Origin of the sequence: Clostridium algoriphilum (genome assembly GCF_020443705.1) — a bacterium.
In the GTDB taxonomy this organism is placed as follows: domain Bacteria; phylum Bacillota; class Clostridia; order Clostridiales; family Clostridiaceae; genus Clostridium_AD; species Clostridium_AD algoriphilum.
Genome location: NZ_JAIZZK010000014.1, coordinates 1 through 25,768, shown reverse-complemented (window position 1 = coordinate 25,768; position 25,768 = coordinate 1). Strand labels below are relative to the sequence as shown.

The 25,768-nt window shown below is 29.4% G+C and carries 24 protein-coding genes and 1 pseudogene; all 25 read left to right on the top strand.

Annotation, left to right across the window (positions count from 1 at the left end):
- Nucleotides 1-12 precede the first annotated feature (12 nt).
- The 25 genes and pseudogenes from LGK95_RS11460 to LGK95_RS11355 all read left to right on the top strand — a co-directional run bounded on the left by LGK95_RS11460 (nt 13) and on the right by LGK95_RS11355 (nt 25,319).
- Complete coding sequence (locus LGK95_RS11460) at nt 13-696, top strand: CpsD/CapB family tyrosine-protein kinase (protein ID WP_226124927.1); 684 nt, start codon at nt 13-15, stop codon at nt 694-696.
- Between the two features lie 21 nt (nt 697-717).
- Entirely contained in the window at nt 718-819 is a 102-nt protein-coding gene (locus LGK95_RS22675; protein ID WP_319001919.1) for a CpsB/CapC family capsule biosynthesis tyrosine phosphatase, read from the top strand.
- Nucleotides 820-824: 5 nt separating this feature from the next.
- On the top strand, nt 825-1,028 hold the full coding sequence (locus tag LGK95_RS22825) for a hypothetical protein (RefSeq protein ID WP_404814425.1): 204 nt from the start codon (nt 825-827) through the stop codon (nt 1,026-1,028).
- On the top strand, nt 952-1,449 hold the full coding sequence (locus tag LGK95_RS11455) for a CpsB/CapC family capsule biosynthesis tyrosine phosphatase (RefSeq protein ID WP_264174539.1): 498 nt from the start codon (nt 952-954) through the stop codon (nt 1,447-1,449). Before LGK95_RS22825 ends, LGK95_RS11455 begins: the two co-directional genes overlap by 77 nt.
- Nucleotides 1,450-1,502: 53 nt before the next feature.
- Nucleotides 1,503-2,408: a UTP--glucose-1-phosphate uridylyltransferase GalU gene (galU, locus tag LGK95_RS11450; protein ID WP_226124926.1), complete on the top strand. Its 906-nt coding sequence runs from the start codon at nt 1,503-1,505 to the stop codon at nt 2,406-2,408.
- Between the two features lie 266 nt (nt 2,409-2,674).
- Nucleotides 2,675-4,525 (top strand): nucleoside-diphosphate sugar epimerase/dehydratase, encoded by a 1,851-nt coding sequence (locus LGK95_RS11445; RefSeq protein WP_226124925.1) that lies wholly within the window; start codon nt 2,675-2,677, stop codon nt 4,523-4,525.
- Between the two features lie 146 nt (nt 4,526-4,671).
- Complete coding sequence (locus LGK95_RS11440; protein WP_226124924.1) at nt 4,672-5,883, top strand: O-antigen ligase family protein; 1,212 nt, start codon at nt 4,672-4,674, stop codon at nt 5,881-5,883.
- 66 nt (nt 5,884-5,949) lie between these two features.
- Nucleotides 5,950-6,672, top strand: coding sequence for a WecB/TagA/CpsF family glycosyltransferase (locus LGK95_RS11435; RefSeq protein ID WP_226124923.1), 723 nt, complete (start codon nt 5,950-5,952; stop codon nt 6,670-6,672).
- 43 nt (nt 6,673-6,715) lie between these two features.
- Complete coding sequence (locus LGK95_RS11430; RefSeq protein ID WP_226124922.1) at nt 6,716-7,810, top strand: glycosyltransferase; 1,095 nt, start codon at nt 6,716-6,718, stop codon at nt 7,808-7,810.
- Nucleotides 7,811-7,886: 76 nt separating this feature from the next.
- Nucleotides 7,887-9,440, top strand: a complete 1,554-nt coding sequence (murJ, locus tag LGK95_RS11425; RefSeq protein WP_226124921.1) for a murein biosynthesis integral membrane protein MurJ — start codon at nt 7,887-7,889, stop codon at nt 9,438-9,440.
- A gap of 52 nt (nt 9,441-9,492) precedes the next feature.
- Nucleotides 9,493-10,044, top strand: a complete 552-nt coding sequence (locus LGK95_RS11420) for a nitroreductase family protein (RefSeq protein WP_226124920.1) — start codon at nt 9,493-9,495, stop codon at nt 10,042-10,044.
- Nucleotides 10,045-10,379: 335 nt separating this feature from the next.
- Nucleotides 10,380-11,240, top strand: coding sequence for a DMT family transporter (locus LGK95_RS11415; protein WP_226124919.1), 861 nt, complete (start codon nt 10,380-10,382; stop codon nt 11,238-11,240).
- Between the two features lie 591 nt (nt 11,241-11,831).
- On the top strand, nt 11,832-13,355 hold the full coding sequence (hutH, locus tag LGK95_RS11410; RefSeq protein ID WP_226124918.1) for a histidine ammonia-lyase: 1,524 nt from the start codon (nt 11,832-11,834) through the stop codon (nt 13,353-13,355).
- A gap of 37 nt (nt 13,356-13,392) precedes the next feature.
- Entirely contained in the window at nt 13,393-14,289 is an 897-nt protein-coding gene (gene ftcD, locus LGK95_RS11405) for a glutamate formimidoyltransferase (RefSeq protein ID WP_226124917.1), read from the top strand.
- A gap of 25 nt (nt 14,290-14,314) precedes the next feature.
- Complete coding sequence (gene hutI / locus LGK95_RS11400) at nt 14,315-15,559, top strand: imidazolonepropionase (RefSeq protein WP_264174538.1); 1,245 nt, start codon at nt 14,315-14,317, stop codon at nt 15,557-15,559.
- A 149-nt stretch (nt 15,560-15,708) separates the two neighbouring features.
- Nucleotides 15,709-16,344 (top strand): cyclodeaminase/cyclohydrolase family protein, encoded by a 636-nt coding sequence (locus LGK95_RS11395; RefSeq protein ID WP_226124916.1) that lies wholly within the window; start codon nt 15,709-15,711, stop codon nt 16,342-16,344.
- 129 nt (nt 16,345-16,473) lie between these two features.
- On the top strand, nt 16,474-18,228 hold the full coding sequence (locus LGK95_RS11390) for an Eco57I restriction-modification methylase domain-containing protein (protein ID WP_226124915.1): 1,755 nt from the start codon (nt 16,474-16,476) through the stop codon (nt 18,226-18,228).
- Between the two features lie 49 nt (nt 18,229-18,277).
- Nucleotides 18,278-18,595 carry a hypothetical protein gene (locus tag LGK95_RS11385; RefSeq protein WP_226124914.1) on the top strand — a complete coding sequence of 106 codons (318 nt, stop codon included), beginning with the start codon at nt 18,278-18,280 and terminating at the stop codon, nt 18,593-18,595.
- A 156-nt stretch (nt 18,596-18,751) separates the two neighbouring features.
- A complete protein-coding gene (locus LGK95_RS11380; RefSeq protein WP_226124913.1) occupies nt 18,752-18,994 on the top strand; it encodes an acyl carrier protein in 243 nt (80 codons plus the stop codon).
- A 166-nt stretch (nt 18,995-19,160) separates the two neighbouring features.
- A pseudogene (locus tag LGK95_RS11375) lies at nt 19,161-20,003 on the top strand (AMP-binding protein); the annotation flags it as partial.
- 45 nt (nt 20,004-20,048) lie between these two features.
- Nucleotides 20,049-20,465: a class I adenylate-forming enzyme family protein gene (locus LGK95_RS22670; protein ID WP_404814424.1), complete on the top strand. Its 417-nt coding sequence runs from the start codon at nt 20,049-20,051 to the stop codon at nt 20,463-20,465.
- A gap of 10 nt (nt 20,466-20,475) precedes the next feature.
- Nucleotides 20,476-21,597 carry a LuxE/PaaK family acyltransferase gene (locus LGK95_RS11370; RefSeq protein WP_319001918.1) on the top strand — a complete coding sequence of 374 codons (1,122 nt, stop codon included), beginning with the start codon at nt 20,476-20,478 and terminating at the stop codon, nt 21,595-21,597.
- Nucleotides 21,594-22,898 carry an acyl-CoA reductase gene (locus tag LGK95_RS11365; protein WP_226124911.1) on the top strand — a complete coding sequence of 435 codons (1,305 nt, stop codon included), beginning with the start codon at nt 21,594-21,596 and terminating at the stop codon, nt 22,896-22,898. Before LGK95_RS11370 ends, LGK95_RS11365 begins: the two co-directional genes overlap by 4 nt.
- 46 nt (nt 22,899-22,944) lie before the next feature.
- The gene (locus LGK95_RS11360) at nt 22,945-23,355 is read left to right on the top strand and encodes a MaoC family dehydratase (protein ID WP_226124910.1); all 411 of its coding nucleotides are present in this window, start codon (nt 22,945-22,947) and stop codon (nt 23,353-23,355) included.
- Nucleotides 23,356-23,519: 164 nt separating this feature from the next.
- Nucleotides 23,520-25,319, top strand: coding sequence for a sigma 54-interacting transcriptional regulator (locus LGK95_RS11355; protein WP_226124909.1), 1,800 nt, complete (start codon nt 23,520-23,522; stop codon nt 25,317-25,319).
- Nucleotides 25,320-25,768 lie beyond the last annotated feature (449 nt).

Here is a 25,768-nt window from a genome sequence, read left to right as displayed (position 1 = left end):
GAGGGTGAGAATATGTTAAAAAAACTAATAACATTAAAAAATCCAAAATCTAGAACAGCGGAAGCATTTAGAACATTAAGGACTAATATTCAATTCTCTTCCTTAGATAAAGAGCTAAAATCTATTGTAGTTACGTCCTCTGGTTCTGGAGAAGGTAAAAGTACAGTAATGTCTAATTTAGCTATAACTATGGCTGAAAGTGGTATGAGAATTATCCTTGTAGATTGTGATTTGAGAAAACCATCAATACACAAAAAAATGGGTATCACTAATTCTATAGGATTAACAAATGTATTAGTTCAAGGCGTAAAAAAAGAAGAATGTGTGGTTAAGACAACTGTTAATAATCTTTTTATACTAACTAGTGGGCCTATTCCACCAAATCCAGCAGAGTTATTAGGAAGTAAAAAAATGCGAGATTTTATTGAGGAGTTAAAAGGTGAATTTGATTTGGTTCTTATTGATGCTCCACCAGTTCTTGCAGTAACTGATGCACAAATTCTATCAACAATAGTAGATGGCGTTGTTTTTGTTGCGTCCTATGGTGAAGCTCAAAAAAATGCATTGGTAGATGCTAAACAATTAATAGATAAGGTTGGTGGAAAAATACTTGGGATTGTATTTAATAAAGTACCTGAAGCTGTAACTGGTTATCATGGTAAGTACTACAAGGGCTATTATGGAAACGAAAATTAAAATATCAAAAGGTGTTAGCTTATGATAGACTTTCACAGCCATATAATCCACGGCGTTGATGATGGAGCAAAAAGTTTAAATATGTCTCTTGAAATGTTGAAAATTGCAGAAAATAAGGTGTAGAATATATTTGTTCTACTCCTCATTTTATAACTGAGGAATTTGAAATTGCTAGAGATGAATATATTAATAAATTAGATAAGTTAGTTATAGCATCAAGGGAAGAAAGTTTTAATATTAAGATTTTATCTGGTCTTGAGATATATATGCATCCCAATTTACCAAAACTCTATAAAGAAAAGAAGATATGGGCAATTTCCCATTTATACTGAAGATGTATTTTACAAATTAATGTTACTTGGAGCAAAACCCATTTTAGCTCATCCAGAGAGAAATCTTAAAATCATGAAAAATCATGATTTAATTATTAATTTAATAAATCAAGGTGTAATGATGCAAATCAATGCTGGTAGCCTATTGGGTGACAATGGCAAAGATATAAAAAAAACAGCTCAAGAATTCTTAAAAAGGAATATGATACATATTTTGGGTAGTGATGGGCATAATATTACAAGTAGAAAAACTAAATTAAAAGAAGCATATAAAATTGTTGAAAAAGTAAATGTTAAATTATATAATTGGATTATTGAAAATCAGACTAATATAATTAATAATGTTGACCTGACGGAATTTTTAGAACTAAAACTTAAAAAATCAAAAGGAAAAATTTCGTTTTTCAATATTTTCAAATAAAATTTTGAATATGGTTGCAATATAAAAATGTGTTATTTGAGGGGAGAAGAACTATGAGAGTTAAAAAAGCTATAATACCAGCGGCAGGACTTGGAACAAGATTCCTACCAGCTACAAAGGCACAACCTAAAGAAATGTTACCAATTGTTGATAAACCTACAATACAGTATATTATTGAGGAAGCAGTTGCATCTGGAATTGAGGAAATACTAATTATAACTGGAAGAAATAAAAGAGCTATCGAAGATCATTTTGATAAGTCAATTGAATTGGAATATCAATTGCAAAAAAACGGTAAAGATGATGTTTTAAAAATGGTTCAAGATATTTCGAATTTAGCAAATATTTATTACATACGTCAGAAAGAACCTAAAGGTCTAGGCCATGCCATAAGTTGTGCAAAAACTTTTGTTGGAAATGAACCTTTCGCTGTAATGCTTGGTGATGATGTTGTAGATAGTGAAGTACCTTGCTTAAAACAACTTATAGATTGTTATGAAGACTATAATACTTCAATTTTGGGAGTCCAAAAGGTTCCATTAAGTGAAGTCTGCAAATATGGTATAGTAGATGGGTCTTCAATAAAAGATAGGGTTTATAAGGTCAAAGATGTTGTTGAAAAACCTAAGGTTTCTGAAGCACCTTCAAATATAGCAATACTAGGGAGATATATTATAACACCTAGAATATTTGATATTTTAGAGAACACAAAGCCAGGTAAGGGTGGAGAAATTCAACTTACAGATGCTTTAAAAACTTTAATAGCAGAAGAAGATATGTACGCATATAATTTTGAGGGAAGACGATATGATGTAGGGGATAAAGAAGGATTTTTAGAAGCTAATGTAGAATATGCTCTTAAAAATAATGATCTTAAAAAAGCTTTTATGAAATATCTCTTAACTATAAAAGACAATGATAAGTTTAAAGAAATTTATAATGAGTGTAAAAATAACTAGAATAAATAATATTATTAAAAAGGCCAAGTAAAACTGGCTTTTTTTATTTTGCCGTACATTATAAATCAAACTATTAATCAAAACATTAATTAATAGTTAAAAAATCCTTTTAAATTATACAAACAGAATAATTTAGGATATAATAATGTATGCTGTTATTTAGCGGAATAGAAGTATAAAAAATATGTTGAATAATTTTAGAAATGATGTAAAATGATTAAGGAGAGTTACAAAAGATTTAAAACTAGATAGAGGACGTGAACTTAATGAAAACTGATAAAAGAGTCTTTGTAGTGGATATTGTTTGTGTTTTGGCTTCATTATATATATCCCTATTATTGAGATTTGATTTAAACATTCCTAATAAATACTTCGAATTCTTTAAACTTTCAATTATACCAGTATTAATTTTAATAATTGGTTTTAATAAAATATTTAAATTATATCGAAATATATGGAAATATGCTTCTATAGAAGAATTATTATCTATAGTGTATTCAATATCCTTAGCAAATATCGTGTTTATAATATATAGTTATTTAATTAGTCATTCCTTATTTAACAGTGAATACTATAGATTCCCGTTTACTGTACATATCATATTTTGGCTTCTCTGTGTAATTACATTAGGGGGATCGAGACTACTATATAGGATACTAGAACAAAACCAGGGAGAAAATAAGCAATGCGACAAGAGTTTGAACATTCTTATTGTAGGCGCTGGTGATGCAGGTGCACTATTAGTAAAGGAAATTAAAAAACATAAAGAACTTAAATATTATATTGTGGGATTAATCGATGATGATGAATCTAAAAAAGGTAAAGTAATGAATGATATAAGAGTTTTAGGGGGCAGAGATAAAATAATTTCAATTTGCGAGGAAAAGTCGGTTAAAGAAATAATTATAACTATACCATCTGCAGATTATAGAACCAAAACAGAAATATTCAACATATGTAAACAGACTAAATGTAAGTTGAAAACAATTCCAGGTATATATGAAATTATAGATGAAAAAGTAAATATTAATGAGCTTCGTGATGTAAATATTGAGGATCTATTAGGTAGAGAACCAGTTACGTTGATAAATGAAGATATTGATAAATATATTAAAGGTAAAACAATATTAGTTACAGGTGGTGGTGGTTCCATAGGTTCTGAACTATGTAGACAAATTGTTAAATTTAACCCTAAAAAATTAATAGTTTTAGATATCTATGAGAATAATGCATATGATTTACAAATGGAGCTTAATTATGAGTTCCCCGAATTAAATAAAGAGTTTATAATTGCGTCTGTTAGAGATTTTAATAGATTAAAAGAAATTTTTGAAGTACATAAACCAGATGTTGTATTCCATGCCGCAGCACATAAACATGTGCCACTTATGGAAAATAACCCAGCCGAGGCCATTAAGAATAATGTGATAGGAACTTATAATGTTGTAAAATGTAGTCATGAAGCTGGTGTTAAAAAATTCGTTCAGATTAGTACAGATAAAGCAGTAAATCCTACAAATATTATGGGTGCTACCAAGAGATTTTGTGAACTCATAATTCAAGCTTTTGATACAATTAGTAAAACTGAGTTTGTAGCTGTAAGATTTGGTAATGTTTTAGGAAGTAATGGATCAGTAATTCCACTATTTAAAAAGCAAATAGCTCATGGAGGACCAGTAACAGTTATGCATCCAGATATAAACAGATTTTTCATGACAATACCAGAAGCTGCTCAATTAGTTATTCAAGCTGGAGGTATGGCGAAAGGTGGAGAAATATTTGTTTTAGATATGGGTAAGCCAGTTAAAATTGTTGATTTAGCAAGAGACTTAATAACTCTTTCAGGACTTGAACCAGATGTAGATGTGAAAATTGAGTTTGTTGGATTAAGACCAGGGGAAAAGCTTTATGAAGAGCTTCTAATGGATGAAGTTGCCTTAACGTCAACAACGCACGATAAAATATATGTAGAAAAACCTATTGGAAATGATATAGATTTTATTGAGACATCTATTAAAGAGTTTAAAAATGTGGTTGGGAAGAATAAAGAAGCCATATTATCTTTAATGGAAAAAAAGGTGCCTACTTATAAGAGAAAGAATACAAAAGATAGTTAACATATTCAGTAAAAATTTACAATGAAGGACAGAAGGAAAGCATTAAAAATCACAAAATTACTAAAATAATTTTGTACCATTTGAAATGAGGTGGAATTATCAATCTTAATAAAAGTATTTTATTTTCATTAACATGTGCTTATGTTATGTTATTACCTTTAATTCCAGAAGACATTCAGTTTAAGGGGATACCATTCACTGATTTAATTTTGGCACTAATAATTTTTGCCTACATTATAGAGTTAATAGTGTCTAAGAAAGGCAGAGAAAATTTTATTAAAGGTATTATAGATTTCTTTACAAATAAGTTGAGTATATTTATGTCAATATTACTAATCATGATGCTTGCATCTACTATTTATGCAGTTGATAAAAAATTAGCATTAAGTGAAAGTGCAAGATTTATATCGTATATATTTTTGTATTTTATTATAAAATATGAGATAAATAATAGGAAACAAATAAATGTTTTGTTGAAATGCTATATATTTACATCCTTTGTTTTAAGCTGTATAGGAATCGTACAGTATTTCACTGGGTTTGCATTAGCTGAAACATTTAAAAAAACAAATGTATTTGGAGAAAGTACAAAGATAGCTGCTACGCTTTTTAATCCCAATACGTACGGTGCTTATCTAATACTAATAATTTTTCCAGTAATTATGTTAAGTATTTATGAAAAGAATAAGAAAAAGAAAATAGCATATATATTACTTTCAATATTAGTATTCGCTAATTTATTGATGACTTTATCTAGAAACGCGTTGCTAGGATTTGGGTTAGGGTTAGTAGTCCTTACACTTATTTATAGTATAAAGTTGATTTTTGCTCTTGGTGGTTTCGGGATATTAATATTTTTTATTCCTTCAGTTTTTCAAAGAGTTAAGGGAATCGTTAGTATGTCTCAAAACGAATCAAGACTTAAAATTTGGAAAACGGCTTTAGTAATGATAAAGGAACACCCAGTGCTAGGTGTTGGTAATGGTAATTACGTTACTAGATATGCTGAATATATAAAAAAGTATAAAGATTTAAGATACTATAAATATCAGGCTTTTACAACTCATAACTCATATTTAAAAATACAGAGTGAGTTAGGAATAATAGGAACAGTTTCTTTCTTAGGGGTAGCAGTAACAGCCCTATTTAGGATTAAAAAATTGTATAGTACAACTAAAGATAAATTCAACAGGCCATTTTATATTGGGGTAATGGCAAGTGTTACTGCTTTTATATTTATGAACCTATCAGATAACTTACTATTTGTGCCTAAAGCAACAACATATTTTTGGTTTTTATTAGCTACAGTAGAAGCATTATTAAATGATAGTAAAAGTGATATACAAAAACTGACATAATCAATTATTGTAGATAATTTAATATTATAGGCACATCTATAAAATGTAAATTATTGGGAGGGTCTTATGACAACAAGAATTCTAAAATACAAAATTTATAATGGGAGCATGCAAGAATTAATTGGAAATATAAGTGATTTTAAGAAAGTTCATATAGTTTCAGGAAATCCAGAAGTGCTTTTTAATGGAATGCAAAATAATGTATTGTTGGATAATTTCACAAGTGAAAAATCCATTATTATCCCAGATGGAATTGGTACAGTAATCTGTTCAAAAATTGTAAGGCAACCAGTGAAAGAAAAGATCGCAGGTATAGAAGTCATGGATAATATAGTGAAAAAATCTGAAAAAGAAAACAAGGGAATATACTTGTTAGGTTCTACCAAGGAAACAGTAGATATGTGCAATATTAATTTACAAACTAAATATCGTAAATTAAATGTTTTAGGAAGTCATGATGGGTATTTTGAGCTGGATAATTGCGAAGAAATATTGAAGGATATAGAAAAAGTTAAACCAGAAGTCCTATTTGTTGCAATGGGATGTCCAAGGCAAGAGATTTTCATTTCAAAATATATGGATAGACTTCCTTGCAAAATATTTATGGGTGTTGGTGGAAGTTTTGATATAATAGCGGGAAATGTAAAACGTGCACCTAAATGGATGATTAATTTAGGTATGGAATGGTTATTTAGAGTCGCAAAGGAACCTTTTAGGATTAAAAGATTGTCATCTATTTTTAAATTTATTTTAATAGTAATAAGAGATAAGAATAAACTTAAAGAATAGTTTTCGACGAAGGGGAATAAAGGAGGAGATCCATATTAAAGTTTTGCATATCATATCAGGCAATGATAATGGTGGAGGTGGAAATCACGTATTAAGTATATGCAGTAAAAGCAACAAAAACTTTGAAAATATAATGGGATGTATGGGAGAAGGTCCACTTTACTCAAAAGCTAAAATGATGGATATTAGCTATAAACTTTTTAGTAAGAAACTTAATAATATGGAGCTTGTTAATTTTATAAACCATAACTCAATAAATATAGTTAATTTTCATGGTGCAAAACCCTTCTTGATGCATTTGTTTTTAAAAAAGAAATTAAATATTCCTACTGTAGCTGTAATCCACAGTGATTTTAGATATGATTTTCTTAATAATAAATTTAAATATTTAATTTTCACTCCACTGAGTATTATGGGTCTAAAAAGCTTTATGCATTATATTTGTGTGTCAAATAACTTGGAGAATTTATTAGTAAAGAAAAAATTCAAGGGAAGCATAGCGGTTGTAAACAATGGAATAGACTTAAAAAAAGTTAGCATTAAGATATCTGCAGAACATATAAGAAATAAACTGAAATTAGAAAAGCAAGAATTTATATATGTTATGGTTGCAAGACTTCATCCTATAAAAAACCATAAAGAAGTTATTCTTGCGTTTAAAAAACTAACTTCTGAATTTTCTGACATAAAATTAGTATTAGTTGGCGATGGGGAGTTAAAAGTTCAATTGGAGAAGTTAATATATTCATTAAAATTAGAAGAAAAAATTATTATGGTAGGAAATGTTACTAATCCAATTGATTATATAAATGCCTCAAGTGTTACTGTCTTAGCATCTCTAAGTGAGGGAGGGGCACCACCTTTAACGGTTTTAGAATCAGGAGTTGTTAAAAAAACCTTAATTTATACGCAAGTTGGGGACTTAGAAAGTATACTGACTGACGATAGCGGGTATAAAATAGCTCAGCAAGATAATGAAAATATTTATATTGCAATGAAAGAAGCATATCTAGATAAAATTAATATAAAGGTGAAAGGTGAGAATTTATATAATATAGTTACAAAAGATTTCACTATACAGATTTTCTGGTTAAATTATTTTAAAATATATAAATACATACTAAATCAATATACTTAATATGATATGTTATATGTAAAATTAAAGAGAGTTAAGCTGTATTAATTCTTAAATTCACAAAAAGATGGAGTGTACAATGAAAGAAAACAAAGTTCTAAAAAGTTCGATGATTGTAATGCTGTTTGTAATAATTGGTAAAATTTTAGCTATAGTAAGAGATAGTTTAATGTTTTCTAAATTTGGAACTACCCATTCAGCAGACATATATGTATGGTGTTTTGGTGTAGTATTTCTTTTTACAAGTTTAGGATATGGACTTAGCACAACTATAATACCAATTCTTACAGATTATATCGAGAAAAAAAAATTAAGTGATAGAAATAGTTTTGTAAATAACGTAACGAATACTTCCATGTTATTTACTATACTCATTACGGCAATTGGAATATTGTGCTCTTATTACATAGTCTATTTTTTTGCAAACAATTTATCTAATGACCCATTAATATTTAACGAAACTGTAAAAATACTTAGAATAATGTTCTTATCTGTACTATTTTTAACCCTTCAAGGAGTTGTTGCTGGGGCGTTACAAGCTCATAAAGAATTTTCTATTCCAGCCGCAATGGCAGCCGCAGCAAATTTAATGTATATAATATATTTAAGTTTGTTTGTTGACAAATTCGGGCTTACTGGATTTGCAATAACAACGGTTTTGGCATTTTTTGTACAATTCGTTATAAATGTTCCAAAATTTAAGAGCCTTGGATATAAATATAAATTAGAAATGAATTTTAAGGATAAAGACTTAAGGAAACTGTTTTTATTAATGATTCCAATAATAATAAGTACTGCAACAATGCAATTTAATTTATTTATTAATAGATCATTTGCCATGAGTTTGTATGAAGGAGCAACTTCAATTCTTGAATGTGCCAATAAGGTAACACTGCTCACCTATGAGGTTTTTGCTGTGGCAGTTTCTATGATAATATACCCCATATTGTCTACTTTTATAGTTCAAAATAATCATGAGGAATATAAAAAATCCTTAGTTAAATCAATTAATATAATAAATTTAGTTATGATACCGGCAGCTCTTGCAATAGTAATCTTAAGAGAACCTTTAATTAGTGTATTATATTTAAGAGGGAAATTTACAATAAACGATGTTAAATTAGTCTCTTTAGCATTAGTGTTTTATTCACCAACTATGATTGCTTATGGAGTTCGAGACGTGTTAAATAGAGCATTTTACTCTGCTAAAGATACTAAAACACCAATGATTTATAGTATAGTTGGGGTTGTAATAAATGTAGCTTTTAGTGCTGTTTTGTATAGATATATGTCAGTGCCAGGATTAACATTATCTTCATCAATTTCATCTGTATTCATCACCTTAATGCTATTTATTAAAATGAATAAAAAATTTAAAGGAATTAATTTTAGTTCTATGTTGAAAACTTTATTGAAAATATCCATATCTTCTATCATTATGGGAATAGTAATTTATTCAATAAAAAAAATGATTATAATGAATACAACTTCTCATTTCACTATAAATTTAATAATTTTATTAGTATGCGTAATAACAGGAAGTTTATTGTATTTTGTTCTAACATACATATTCAAGATTGAGGAATGTACATATTTGTGGAAAACAATTAAAAATAAAATTGTACGAAAATAACTACATTGTTTAGCCAAAAATTACACATACTAAGATTAAAGGAGTGTGTTATATGGAATTTTATGATGTAGTTAAAGGTAGAAAAAGTATTAAGAAATTTAAAAATACACCAGTAAGTGCAGAGAAATTAGCTAGAATGATTAATGCAGCTATGATGTCACCATCATGGAAAAATAGTACTTCATACAAATTTATTTTGGTTGATGAAAAAAAAGAACTAGAACAAATTTCTAAATCTATAATGAATAAGGATAATGCTGCAGCGCAGTCAATACTTGATGCGCCAATGACAGCAGTTATAGTAGCAGACCCTAATGCGTCTGGAGAAGTAGAAAACAAAGAATATTATTTAGTAGATAGTGCAATAGCTATGGAGCATCTTGTTTTATCAGCTACTAATGAGGGTTATGGAACTTGTTGGATTGCAGCAGTTAATGAAGATATAATTAAAAAAGCCTTATCAATTCCACAAAACTACAAAGTAGTTGCTATAACTCCAATAGGAGAAATTGCAGAAAGTAAAGAGCACTATGATAAAAAACCAATAAAAGATTTTGTATTTTCAAACACTTGGGATAATGCATATAATGATAGCACAAAATAATTTGGGTTTTAGGATAAAATAAAACACCTATATTTATAGGTGTTTTATTTATTTTTTGAATATAAATATATTTAGCACTAGTAAAAATTGTATTGTTTATAGTAACAAACTATATATAACAATCTTTATTTTACGGTATAGAAAATTAATCAGAAATAAATAAAAGCTGTTATTGTAAAAGTTATATAACGTAGCCTTAAAATATTATACTTAATTATTTGTAAAATTTATATTTAAATGATGAAAAATTAACATAAAGATGGTACAATTTTAGTAGCAAATAAAACATTATTATTTATTTTCGTGTGTTTTATATTAAAACAAGGAGGAGTACTATGGAAAAGACAAAAGGAATTTTTTATATTATTTTATCTGCCAGTGCTTTTGGTATTATGCCCATACTCGCTAAGTTGTCATATAGAGGAGGAGCAAATACATACACCACATTATTCCTTAGATTCTTTTTTGCAGCTATCATGCTTTTCTATTATTTAAAATCTAAAAGTATTTCTTTGAAGTTACCTAAAAAGCAATTGATTTTAGTATTAATTATAGGAGTGTTCGGATTTACATTTACGACCTCAAGTTTATTTTTGTCCTATAATTATATAAGTATTGGAATGGCTAGTATGATTTTCTTTACATATCCATCTATTGTTACTTTATTGTCTTATGTAATTTATAAAGAAAAGATATACCCTAGAAAATTAACCTCTTTGATAATTTCCTTAATAGGCATTTACATTTTGATTGATAGGGCAAGTGTCACTTTTAATTTAAAGGGAATAATACTTGCAGGTATAGCTGCATTGCTATATTCGTTATATGTGCTAGGAGCATCTCATAAAGAATTTAAAAATATAAACAGTTATGTGTTAACCTTTTATATTTCTTGCGCATCAGCTGTTGTAATGTTTATAGCAGCAAACACTACAAGCAATTTTAATATACATATTTCTTTTTATGCACTTGTGGCAATATTATTATTAGCATGTATATCTACAGTAGTTGCTTTAATGGCATTTTTAGAAGGAGTTAGAATAATAGGCCCCTCCAAAGCTTCAATTTTTAGTACAATTGAACCTATAGTTGGGTTGTTAATGGGAACGTTAATTTTAGGGGAGCCTATTTCGTTTAGGATTATTATTGGAAGTATAATGATTGTAATGTCGGTTGTTATATTAACAAAAGAATGATTAGGTATTACATAATCTTTTTTCATATAAATATCACTTCTAGGAATGCATTTGAGTTTATATTGAATATTTTATCTGTTTTAGAAATATCTAAAATAATAGACCCTACTATAGGCTTAATTTCAATTAATATTGAGCCTATAGTGGGGTTTTACTAGATTTACCCTATGGCCAAATTTTTGTATCATCTAAAGGATCAAAATCAAATTTGTCTTCATCTTCTATTTCTATAATTTGAACACATAACTCTTATTCGACTGTTTTACCCTTTGAAAGTGTATTGAAAAGATCCCGGTTTGCGATGTCTGGGTCAATACCATCTTTTTTCATGTAAATCTCCCCTTTACAAATTCAAGATTTATATTCAATCATAAAAAGCACTCATAAACTATAATATGAGTCATTAAAAAGAATATGCATATTAATCAACTTTTAGGAGGCATAATAAACTTATAACAGTTTACCTTAGTAATGTATTAACGAATTAAAAATATTCGCAATATTCAATGTTGCCTTTTTAGGAGGGTTATTGGAAGATTATAAAGAATATTAGTAGTATTGAATGCATTTTAAAGGACGGAGGAAGAAATTATGACAACAATACAAATTAATGGAAATAATCTTACTTTAGAGGAAATAGCTATGGTTGCGAGGCAAGGTTATAAGGTTGAATTAACAATGGAAGCGGAACAAAGAGTTATTAAATCTAGATCTATTGTAGATGAAATAGTGGGTAATAATAGAGTGATTTATGGTATTACAACTGGCTTTGGTAAATTTAGTGATGTAACAATATCAGGGGATGACTGTAAGAAATTACAACGAAATCTAATAATTTCTCATGCTTGTGGAACTGGAAAAAGTTTTTCAAGGGAAATTGTAAAAACTATAATGTTATTAAGGGCAAATGCTCTTTCAAAAGGATACTCTGGGATAAGGCTAAGTACACTAAAAACTTTAATAGAAATGATTAATAAAGGCGTTAATCCAATAGTTCCTGAAAAGGGATCGCTTGGTGCATCAGGAGATTTAGCACCATTGTCCCATATGGTGCTTGTAATGATTGGAGAGGGAGAGGCAGAGTACAATGGTGAAGTTTTAAAAGGTAGTGAAGCTATGAAGAAGGCAGGCATAAATATTGTTGAGCTTATAGCAAAAGAAGGTTTGGCGCTTATAAATGGGACCCAAGTTATGACTGCAGTGGGTGTATTAGCCGTATATGATAGTATTAATTTATTAAAGATAAGTGACATTGCAGCAGCATTAAGTCTAGAAGCGCTAAGGGGTGTAAAAGATGCCTTTGATCCAAGAACACACAGCATAAGGCCTCATAAAGGTCAAATCGATACTGCTAAAAACATTTTGAACCTTACTAAAGGAAGCACTTTTATAACAAACCAAGGGGAGATAAGAGTTCAGGATGCCTATTCATTAAGATGTATACCTCAAGTCCATGGTGCAAGCAAGGATGCAGTAGAGTATGTGAAAAATAAAGTTGAAATTGAAATTAATTCAGTTACTGATAATCCAATAGTTACAGAAGAAGGGGATGTTATTTCTGGAGGTAATTTTCATGGGCAACCTATGGCGTTAAGTTTTGACTTTTTAGGGATAGCTATGGCTGAAATTGCTAGTATTTCAGAAAGAAGATTAGAGAGACTTATTAATTACCAACTAAATGATTTACCAGCTTTCTTAGTAAAAGAAGGTGGGTTAAATTCTGGATTCATGATAACTCAATATGCGGCTGCAGCACTTGTGTCTGAGAATAAGATTTTAGCACATCCAGCATCAGTTGACTCTATCCCATCTTCCGCAAACCAAGAAGATCACGTAAGTATGGGAACAATAGCAGCTAGAAAAGGTAGAGATATTATTGAAAATGTTCAAAGGGTACTGGCAACTGAAATTATGGCAGCGTGTCAAGCTATAGATTTTAGAGTCGGTTATACTTTAGGGCTAGGTACAAAGGCAGCCTATGAGGTTGTACGCAGATATGTAGAGTTTATTGAGAGAGATAAGATTATGTATATTGAATTAGACAAGGTTACTAATTTAATTAAGGATGGATCTATATTGGAGAGTGTAGAACAAAAGGTAAAGGTACTGGTGTAGACGCCGTAATAAAAAAATTAGTGGAGGGAAAAAGACAATGGCAAGAATAGTTGAATGTGTACCTAATTTTAGTGAGGGAAGAAACAAAGAGGTAATTGAAAAAATTGTTGATGCAGTTAAATGCATAAGTGGAATAAAATTATTAGATTATTCATCAGATAGTGATCATAATAGAACTGTTGTTACCTTTTTGGGTGAACCAGAGAAAGTAGAAGAAGCGATTTTAGCAATGGCATCAGAAGTATATAATTCAATTGATATGAGGTGTCAAGAAGGTGCACACCCTAGAATGGGAGCTTTAGACGTAGTACCTTTTGTGCCAATTAGTGATGTAACTATGGATGAATGTGTTGAATTAGCGAAGAGGGTGGGTAGTGAAATATCAATTAAATTTGATGTGCCCGTGTATTTGTATGAAAAAGCAGCATCGGTAGCTTACAGAGAAAACTTAGCTGCAATAAGAAAGGGGCAATATGAAGGATTCTTTGAAAAAATAAAAGAAGTTAAATGGATACCAGATTATGGCAGAGCTAAAATGAATGCAAAAGCTGGTTGCGTTGCAATTGGCGCGAGAGTTCCACTAGTAGCCTTTAATGTGAATCTAAGCACTGATAATCTTGAAATTGCTGATAAAATTGCGAGAGGTGTTAGGAATATTGGAGGAGGTCTAAGATTCGTAAAAGCTATGGGGGTAAAACTTGAAGACAGAAATATAGTCCAAGTGTCTATGAATTTAGTGAACTATGAAAAAACGGGAGTATATAAAGCATTTGAAATGGTAAAAATGGAGGCAAAACGTTATGGCGTTCCCGTAATCGGAAGTGAAGTTATCGGACTACTACCAATGGATGCCTTAATACAAAGTGCTCAGTACTATTTACAAATAGAAGACTTTTCAATGAATCAAATATTGGAAAAGAGAATTTGGGAATAAGATTAATATAGAATGGAGGAAAAAGTTGGCTATCGTAATAAAAAATATTGAGTGTCTAGTTACTTGTAGTGGAAGTTATAGGAAAAAAGGTCAAGAGATGAAGGATGCAAAAATCAAAGAAAATGCATATTTAATCATTGAAAATGACAGAATCAAAGCTCTGGGCGAAGGAGAGGGGTACAAAGAATATATAACGTGTGACAGCATAATCCTAGACGGGCGTTTTAAAACAGTTACACCTGGACTAATTGACCCGCATACACATGTTGTATATGCAGGTTCTAGAGAAAAAGAATTACCTTTGAAGCTAAATAAGGTAGGTTATATTGAAATATTAAACAGCGGTGGTGGAATACAAAGTACAGTAGATAATACTAGGAGTATTAAAATGGACCAGCTTATGAAGGAAAGTAAAAAAAGGTTAGATATAATGCTTAAACATGGAACTACTACTGTTGAAAGTAAATCAGGGTATGGTCTTGATTTACAAACAGAGGTTAAAATTCTTAAGGTAAACAAAATGCTAAATGAATCACATCCTATAGACGTTGTATCTACATTTATGGGAGCCCATGCAATACCAAAGGAATACAAAATGGATCGGGAAGGTTATATTGAAGATTTAATTAATAATATGATTCCATATATAAGTAGGAACAAACTTGCGGAGTTTATTGATTGTTTCTGTGAAAAAGGAGTTTTTTCTGTAGCAGAGAGTAGACGTATATTACAATCTGGACAAAAGTTTGGATTAAAGATAAAAATCCATGCAGATGAAGTGGAAACAATTAAGGGTGCTGAACTTGCAGGTGAACTAAAAGCTATATCTGCAGAACATTTGGTTGCAACCACAGACGACGGGATAGCGGCTTTAGCAGAAAATGATGTAGTGGCAGTTTTATTACCCTCAACTTCATTTTATCTAATGTTAAACAATTTTGCTAATGCTAGAAAGATGATAGATCAAGGAGTTACTGTATCCTTAGCAACAGATTGTAATCCGGGTACTTCGCCTACAGAGTCATTACAAACGGTTATGACATTTGCTTGTTTTGGCATGAAAATGTTTCCAGAAGAGATTATCAATGCGATGACAATAAATGCAGCTTGTGCTATAGGAAGAGAAAAACAAATAGGGAGCATTGAGGTTGGAAAGAAAGCGGATATAGTAATTTTTAATAGTAAAAGTCTAAATTATTTAATATATCATTTTGGAGTAAATGCTGTAGAAGTAGTAATAAAAAATGGCGAAATTGTAGTGCAAAATTAAATTTAGATACTATATTGACAATGGATAAATTAAGTTTAATAATATAATTAGTACTGTTATTAGGATATAAAATATAAAGCATTTGTATTATGAACAATAAGTGCAATTTTTAGAGAAGTATATTATATGTAAGAAGGAGATTATAACATATGTTAGATGAAAAAACAGTTAGACTATTTATTACTGAGTTAGGATCCAATTCACCTGCGCCAGGAGGTGGAAGTGTTGCAGCACTAGGAGCATCATTAGCTACTGCCTTAGGTTCTATGGTGTTCAATTTAACAGTGGGTAAGAAGGCATATAATGAATACAGCGATGAAGACAAAACAATTGTTATAAAAAATTTAGACCTATGCCTTAAAAATCAGGATAAATTTATAGAACTAATGAATAAAGATACAGAGTATTTTTTAAGTCTCATGTCAGCTTTTAAACTTCCAAAGGAAAGTAACGACGAAAAGAAGGTTCGAAGTATTAGAATTCAAGAAGGCTACCTAAAAGCATTACAAATTCCTTTAAGTGTTGCAAAGGAAGCATATAAAATATATGAGTATGTTAAAGTAGCTGCACAATTAGGTAACAAAAACGCGATTTCTGATGCGGGGGTGTCAGCATTAATGCTTCAAGCGTCTATTGAAAGTGCAATACTTAATGTTAAAATTAATCTCTCCAGTATCAAAGATGAAACTCATAAAGAAGAAATTAAAGCAATATGCACAGAATTAGTGAAACAGGGTAGAGTAAAAAGGGATGAAATATTAGTTATTGTTGATGAAAATATGTAAGTCATAATTTAAAAGACTTTTCAAGTAAAGTGAAAATAAAAATTATGTGTAGATAAAACATATGAACTGTATATATTAATATAACTATAACTAAGCTTTATTTATAGTTACATAGGTGGGAGATAATAAATGCTTGAGATGTTAAAACAGAAAATCTGTGAATTATATAATATTATTCTAAGTCCAATCGACGATGTTTTTAAGAGCATTGCTTTAGTAAATTATAAAAGAGAAATAGAAGTATCGCAAAAAAGAAGCTTTGGTGAAGTTTATTATGAGTTTATAAAAAATAATAAAGAAAAAGGAACAGTGTACACTCCAGAACCTATAACCATGTATATGATAGAAAATACAATAAAAGTTGAGCAGTTAATAAATAATCCTTATATAAAAATTGTGGATCCATCTTGTGGAACAGGAAATATATTAATTTGTTGTTTTAAGTACCTTAAAAAATTATATGTAAATAATATATATGAAATTAATGAAAATAATGGGATGAACTTAAACGTTCAAAACATAGATGAGCACATAATAACACATAATCTGTATGGTTTTGATATTGATGATATAGCTGTAAAAATTCTTATAATAGATTTATATGATTTAAGTCAATGTAACGTGCCAAGTAATATTTTCAATAAGGATTTTCTATTATATGAAAATGAAGTTAAATTTGACATTATTATAGGCAATCCACCTTATGTGGGTAAAAAATCTATAGATAACGAATACGCATCTTATTTAAAAGTAAGATACAAAGAAGTGTACAGGGATAAAGGAGATTTATCCTATTGCTTTTTTAAAAAAGCATTAGAAGACTTAAATGTAACGGGAAAGCTTACTTTTATTACTTCAAGATACTTTTTAGAATCTCCTAGTGGAGAAGATTTGAGGAAGGTTTTAAAAGAAGATTGCACTATAGACAAAATTATTGACTTTTATGGAATAAGACCATTTAAAAATGTTGGAATAGATCCTTTGGTTATATTTATTACAAATTATCAAAATGAGGATAATGAAATTAATATTATAAAACCAATAAACGTAAAGGGTAAAAGTAAAAAGGAATTTTATGATAGTGTATTTTTAAAAAAAGGGAATGAGTTTAACAGTTTTCTTCTTAATAAAAACGAAATAAATGATAAGGGTTGGATTTTAATTGATGAAAAAGAGAGAAACATAATAAATAAAATAGAACAAAAAAAAATCACAACTCTAAGTAATATATGTAATAGCTATCAGGGGATAATAACAGGGTGTGACAAAGCATTTGTTGTGAGCAATGATATTGCGATAAGAGAAAATATTGAAAAAGATATAATAAAGCCTTGGATTAAGAGTAGTTATATTGAAAAAAATGTAGTTTTAAGGCAAGATAGTTACATAATATATTCAGATTTGATCCATAACACACAAGAATACAATAATGCTATAGTTTATATTGAACAGCAAAAGGAAAAGTTATTAAATAGAAGAGAATGTATTAGGGGTATACGTAAGTGGTATGAACTCCAATGGGGAAGAAACCAAAACATTTTTGAAGGGGAAAAAATAATCTTTCCGTTTAAAGCAAGTAGCAACAGATTTGCTCTTGACATAGGAAGTTATTTTAGTGCAGATGTTTATGCATTGACATTAAAAGAAAATGTACCTTATACTTATGAGTTTTTATTATATTTATTGAATAGTAAAATCTATGAATTTTACTTTAAGACATTTGCTAAAAAATTAGGTGAAGATGCATATGAGTATTATCCAAACAATTTAATGAAATTATGTATTCCAGTTATGTTTGATATTAAGGGGAAAGACGAAAATTATTTATATGACTATTTTAACTTTAGTAAAGAGGAAAAAAAGATTATACTTAGGGAGGTGTGATTTTTTTTGGCATCAAAATTGCTATAAATATTCTATAGGAGGTGCTTAGTTGGAAATTATAATTAGTGAAAGAGCATTAAAGTACTTAAATAAAAATGATGCAAATTCCGTTATAATTTATACTATTGTAAATGAAACAAGTGCATGTTGTGGTGGATCTACTAAAAAGTATTATGTGCCTGAGGTGCGAATGGGATTTGATAATTGCAATCTAAAAGGATATTCAGTTTACTATTTTGATGGATTCAAGATACTTTTGTCGGATAAGATAGAGGTGAATGAGGAACAATTAATAGTTATAGATATAGAAAAAATATTATTTATACAAAAGCTTATTTTAAAGGGAATAGACGTTAAGATGATATAATTATTTCAATGAAATCAACATTAAGTAATTTTATAGTTAAATTAAGTAAAAAAAATAAGTAACGCTAGTGTTTCGAGTAATGAACTGTTATTTAATAAAAACTGGCATACATATTGCTTGTTATAAAATAAATATTAATATTTAGGAGGAGTTATTGTGAGTAATTTAGAAAAACTAAACAAGGTATTATGTGACATATTTGATATAAAAAAAGTAGAGGATATAAATGATGATTTGGGACCAGATGAAATCGAGGGTTGGGATTCTCTAGGACATGTAGAACTTATAACAAATTTAGAAGAAGTTTTTGAGATATCTTTAGACGTAGTAGATATTTCTAGAATGTATACTGTAGGTGACATTAAGAAAATAGTTGGGAAATATGGTGTTGAGATATGACCTTTACAGATTATATTTTCGAGTTTTCATCAAAATTAGATAAGACCTCTATTATTTTTAAAAATGAAGTAAGTTATAAGGAAACTTATGAAAACGTAAAAAAAAAGCTTCGTTTTTAAAAAATAAAAACTTATCTAAAAAAGATGCTGTACTTTTAGTTTCAGAGAATTCTAATTTTTTTATTGAAAACTATTTTGGAGTAATTAAAAGTGGAGCTATATGTGTTCCCATTAATCCAGCTTTAAGTAGTGATGAGATAAAGTATATAATTGACTCTCTACAAATTAAGTTGATTTTTACTCAAAGTAAATATAGTGAAAAAATAAACGCTTTAGATTATGAAGAGGTTGAGATTATTACAGATAAAAATGAGATTAATCCAATTTGCAATCAAGAAAATGACTATAATGATATTGAAGATATAGATATAAAAGAAGATGTGGCTGTAATTCTCTTTACTTCTGGGTCCACAGGGAATCCTAAAGGAGTGATGCTTACTCATTACAATCTCATCTACAATACAGATTCTATAATTGAATACTTGAAGCTTACAAATCAAGATAGAGTGGAAAATGTTCTTCCCTTTTATTATTGCTATGGTACTTCAATTTTACATACTCATTTTAGAGTAGGGGGAAGCCTTGTAATTAACAATAAATTTATGTTTCCACAAACAGTTGTTGAGGATATAAATAAGTATAATTGCACAGGCTTTTCAGGCGTTCCTAGCACTTATCAAATACTGCTTAGAATGACAGATATAAAAAGCACTAAGCTTCCTACATTAAGGTATATAACTCAAGCAGGGGGAAAGCTCCCAGAGATTTTTATAAAACAACTTATAGATATTCTAAAAGGAGTAGAGATATTCATAATGTATGGCCAGACTGAGGCTACAGCGAGATTATCTTATTTACCTCCTCACTTAATTATTGAAAAGATGAATTCCATAGGATGCGGTATAAAAGGGACAGAACTTCTAGTTTTAGATAGCGAAGGAAAAAGAGTAAAATCTGGAGATACAGGTGAGGTTGTAGCTCGTGGTGGTAATATAATGAAGGGATATTTTAATGATAAGGAAGGAACGGATAAAGTATTAAGGCAAGGATATTTATATACAGGGGATATAGCTAAGGTAGATGATGAGGGGTATGTATATATAGTAGCGAGAGAAAAAAATATCATTAAAAGTGGGGGAATAAGAATAAGTCCTAAGGAAATAGAAGATGTAATATTACAAATCCCCGAGGTAGTAGAATGCGCCGTTATAGGTGTTTTAGATGATATTTTAGGAGAGGCTGTAAAGGCTTTTGTAGTATTAATAGAAAACAAACCTTATATAGATTTTAAATATATATTATCATTTTGCAAACAAAGAATGCCAACATACAAAACTCCAAGATATATAGAATTTTTAAACACTCTTCCAAAAAATTCTTCAGGTAAAGTGTTACTTAAAAAACTCAAGTAAAAATAAGAGGGTGAATAAATTGGAGCATACAGAGCTTATAGATGAGTTAGTGATGGGCAAACAGTTTAATATAAAGCAAGAAGAGAAGGAAAAACTAGTTTTGAAAACTATATTATCTCAGCTAGATTTGAATAGGGAAAATGTAAACATAAAATCTATGTATAATAAATTAGGTGTAGATATCAACAGTATTAAAACATTAGAACAAGTTCCGTATATACCTGTCAATATGTTTAAATCATTTGATCTTAGAGTATGTAAGATTGAGCAAGTGGTAAGAGTACTACAATCTAGTGCAACAACTACAGGAATTCCCAGTAAAATATATTTAGATAAACAGACTGCAATAAGACAAACACAAGGGTTAATAAGTACATTATCTAGCTTTTTAGGATCAAAGAGAAGACCAATGCTTATTATAGATAGCGAAGATAGCAATAAAAGAGGAGATAGCATAACTGCACGTGGTGCTGCTATTAGAGGGGTAAGTACTTTTGCAAGCAAGCTTTTTTATGTTATGGATAAGGAAAAAGATGAACTTAAAGTAAACATAGATAGACTTCGCGAGTTTGAAAGAAAGTATAAAGATGAGAAAATAATCGTTTATGGATTTACTTATATACTATGGTCCAAATTTTTAAAAGTATTAAAGAAGGAAGAAATACAATTAAATATGCCAAATTTAAAGCTGCTACATAGTGGAGGGTGGAAAAAATTAACCTCTGAAAAGGTAGAGAAGGAAGTGTTCGGAAAAACTGCTGCAGAGGTATTCAACACTAGTGCTACTAATATAATAGATTTCTATGGAATGGTAGAGCAGTTAGGAGTAGTTTTTATTGATTGTGAATATGGGCATAAACATGTACCAAATTTTGCAGAGATTATTATAAGGGACATACAAACTCTAGAAGAGGTGAAGTTTGGTGAGAAAGGGCTTATAGAGGTAATGAGTATTCTAGGTTCAAGCTACCCATCCCAGGCTATTCTAACTGAGGATATTGGGAAGTTTATTGGTATAGATGATTGCCCTTGTGGTAGGAGAGGCAAATACTTTAGATTTAAGTCAAGAGTTGACAAGGCCGAAGTTAGAGGTTGCGGGGATACCTTTGCAGAGAGGGAGGTAGGAAGATGATAAATTGTTTTGAATTAAATGGTGAGTTTAATGAAAACGGTATAAAGTTTGAAGATTTTAATGAAATTGCAACCAGCATAAACAATAACATATTAGAAATTCATAATATTCCTGTTCAAGCTATAATACTTTTAATAAATGAATATAGTAAAAAAATTGCAAAAGACAAAGAAATATTAAGAATGGAAGGTGTTCCATTCTTATGTTTTTACTTGAAAAAAATAAACATGGAGAAACAGTTAAAATTAAACTTAGGTAATATAAAATATTTAGATGATTTTGTAGAAGTAGAGGATGAAAAATATATTAAAGCTCAACCAAAGGGGCTAGTATGCCATTGGATGGCGGGAAATGTGCCTACATTAGGTATTTACTCAGTATTACAAAGTATATTATGCAAAAACGGCAATATTCTACGTGTGTCCAAGGAAACTGTTAGTAAAACATATAAATTATTAAGACTTTTGGATAATATATTTATTGAGTACAAAGGAAATATTTACTCCTCTAAAACTATATTAAAAAACATAGCCCTTATTTATTTTGATAGTGATGATAAAAATCTTAACTCCCAAATGTCTTTAAAAGCTGATGTAAGAATAGTTTGGGGTAGTAAAATAGCAGTAGATTCTATTTCTCTATTGCCAAAAAAAACTACATGTAAGGATATAATTTTTGGGCCTAAGTATTCTTTTGCAGTTTTTGATAAAACAGCAATTGAAAGTGAAAATTTTAAAGAATATCTAGAAAATCTTGTTACAGACATAATTGCATTTAATCAAAAGGGATGTTCTTCTCCTCAGGTGTTATTCTTAGAAAAAAGTAACGTAACAATCCAGGAAACAGCCCAAATGTTAAGTGGGAAATTCGAAAAGATCTCTAAGAGATATATTAATATGGACTTAGAACAAGCTGTAGCTGCTAAAATAATTAACAAAAGAGGAGAATACTTATTAAGTATGAATAAATCACTTTGTATAAGTAAGGGGCTCCAATATACAATATTAATTGATGAAGAATTAAAGCTTCAGGAAGCCATTACAGGACGAACTATATTTATAAAAGAGGTTGAGGATATTTTAGATGTGTGTCCATTAATTACTAAAAACATACAAACCATCGGTATTGCGTCTAAAAATAGCAAGAAGGTATTAGAATTTGCAGACAGAGTTACTCTAGTTGGAGTAGACAGAGTTGTAAAGATCGGATATATGAATTTTTATGATTCTCCATGGGATGGTTGTTTAATAATGAGTGAATTAGTAAGATGGTGCTCAATTAATATAAAAGGGATGATATAATTATTGTTATATGTTCTAAATTTGTAATGCAGTGGGGGAGGACAAAATGCCAGATATTAAAAGCTTTTATATAGGCCAAAGCGAGGAGTATATAAAAAAATTCACAGAAGATGATGTAGAATCCTATGCAAGAATTACAGGAGATTATAACTATATGCATATGGATGAGGAAAAAGCTAAAAAGTCTTTCTTTAAGGGTAGAATTGTACATGGACAGTTAGTTGGAGGATTAATTTCCGCTTTGCTTGGAATGAAATTACCTGGCGGAGGTAATATTTATTTGAAGCAAAGTTTAGAGTTTATAAAACCAGTAAGAATAAATGAATTAATTAAAGCAAAGGTTATTATAACTGAAATAAATGAAAAAAAGAAGGTTCTAATACTCGATACCTTTTGTCTAAATGAACAAGAAGAAATAGTTTTAAGGGGAAAAGCAGAAGTTTTAGTATTAAAATAAGAAAAAATACTTATATTTTAAAAAAAAATTAATATATATATATGTTTTCCTAAAAAGTAGATGAATAGGTACATTAAATTAGACCTTATCTGATATAATAAAGGAAGCTATGCAATCTAGAAATAATGCAAAGCTTAATTAGTTATAGGGTGAGAGGTGTTTTTATGAAAGTAAGGGATGTCATGATGAAAGGTAATTTCACACTTAAAGAAAACAATACTTTTTATGAAGCGTCACAGTTATTTAGTAATGATGAAGTTGAAGTTATACCTGTACTAGATGAAAAAGAAATTTTGGTTGGGCTTATAACTAAAAATGATATAATTAAAAATTTTATTAAAGGTACTAGTCCAAATATATATATAAAAAATTTATCATTAGATAAAAAAAATATTATCAATGATGATTCTAAAATACAAGATTATATTGATGCTAAGGAAAGTTATATGGGAGTTAAAAATGCAGAAGGTAAATTTGTAGGTATATTTAGCGTTAATAATATGTTGAAACAGGGTTTTGCAAACGGATCACAAAAAATTAATGAGTTAAAGAAAAAAATTAATTGCAATAATGAATGTAATGAGAACAACCTTAATTGCACAGAATTAGATGCAGTTATTGAATCATCATTTGATGGTATTTACATAACAGATGGGAAAGCTAACACTTTAAAAATTAATAAATCTTATGAAACCATAACTGGATTACAAAGAAAAAGTATGATTAATAGGAATATGTATGATTTAGAAAAAGAGGGCTACATATCTAAGTCAGCTACCCTTATGGTTTTAAAAAATAGAAAATCTAATACCATTGAGCAGGAATTTAGTACGGGTAAAAAGGTGTTAGTTTCTAGTAACCCTGTATTTGATGATAAGGGTAATATAAGCATGGTGGTTACAAATGTACGAGATATAACAGAACTATATGAGCTACAAGATCAACTTGCTAAAAACATGAAGCTTACAGAAAAATATTATTCAGAGATAGAAGCTATGAGAATTCAATATTTAAATTTATCTGATATGATTGCTCAGGATAAATCAATGTTAGATTTATTGGATGTTGCTAAAAGGGTAGCTAATGTAGATACTACTGTTTTAATATTAGGAGAAACTGGAGTTGGTAAGGAAGAATTTGCAAAATTCATATATAAGAATAGTATGAGAAAGGACAAAAATTTTATAAAAATTAATTGCGGTGCAATTCCTCAAAATCTTATAGAATCTGAGCTTTTTGGATATGTTAAAGGTGCTTTTACAGGAGCTAACAAAGAAGGAAAGATGGGGCTTTTTGAAGTAGCAGATGGAGGTACAGTATTTCTTGATGAGATTGGAGAACTTCCTTTAGATATACAAGTTAAGTTACTTAATGTACTTCAAGAGGGAGAAGTGGAAAGAGTAGGAGCAGTAAAACCAATAAAAATTAATGTAAGAGTACTAGCAGCTACTAATAGAGACTTGGAAGGTATGACCAAAGAGAAACTTTTTAGAGCAGATTTATATTATCGTTTAAATGTTGTACCACTTACTGTACCACCGCTACGAGAAAGAAGAGGAGACATTGTACCGTTAATACAATATTTTTTATCGCAATTAAACCATAAATATAACTTTGAGAAAAGTTTCACTATTGAAGCGTTAAATACACTCTATAATTATAGTTGGCCGGGTAATGTGCGTGAACTTAAAAATATTGTAGAAAGAGTTATAGTAATGAGTAGTAGCGATGAAATATTCCAAAGTGATCTTCCAATCCAAAATTCTCTAACCAACATAGATAAAAATGGTGGATGTGAAGACATAAGTAATTTAAAGGATGCAGTCGGTAAAGTGGAAGCTAAACTTATTAGCCAGGCCTTTGATAATGCTGGTAATGTTCGTGATGCAGCGAAAATACTTGGTATTGATGCTTCTACTTTTGTTAGAAAGCGTAAAAAATATTCAGGAAAAGATATGTTGTAAAAATGAAACGTGTTGCAGAAGTGCAATAAACATAATTATTTTGCACAACACATATATTGTGTCAAAGTTAATTGATTAATGGAATTTGTATCTCAATATCTGTTGCATTTTGGCAACAGATATTATTTATTCCTAAAATTTATAAATGAAAACGATCACAATAATATTCTGTAAAAATAATTTTGTTAAAAGAATAACAATAATTCATGGAAATACTGGGAGATATGTATTAACGTACATTAATACTATATTGTTTTAGAAAAAACATCACTTATTAATAACTTTGGCATAGGTATTGCTACATATATAAGCGTAAAGTAATATAAATTAAAAATAATTAAAATATATATATGAAGGGAATGGTTTTAATGGGATTAATGACTGGAGAACAATACGTAGAAAGTCTTAGAAAATTAGATTTAAAAGTTTATATGTTTGGGGAAAAAGTA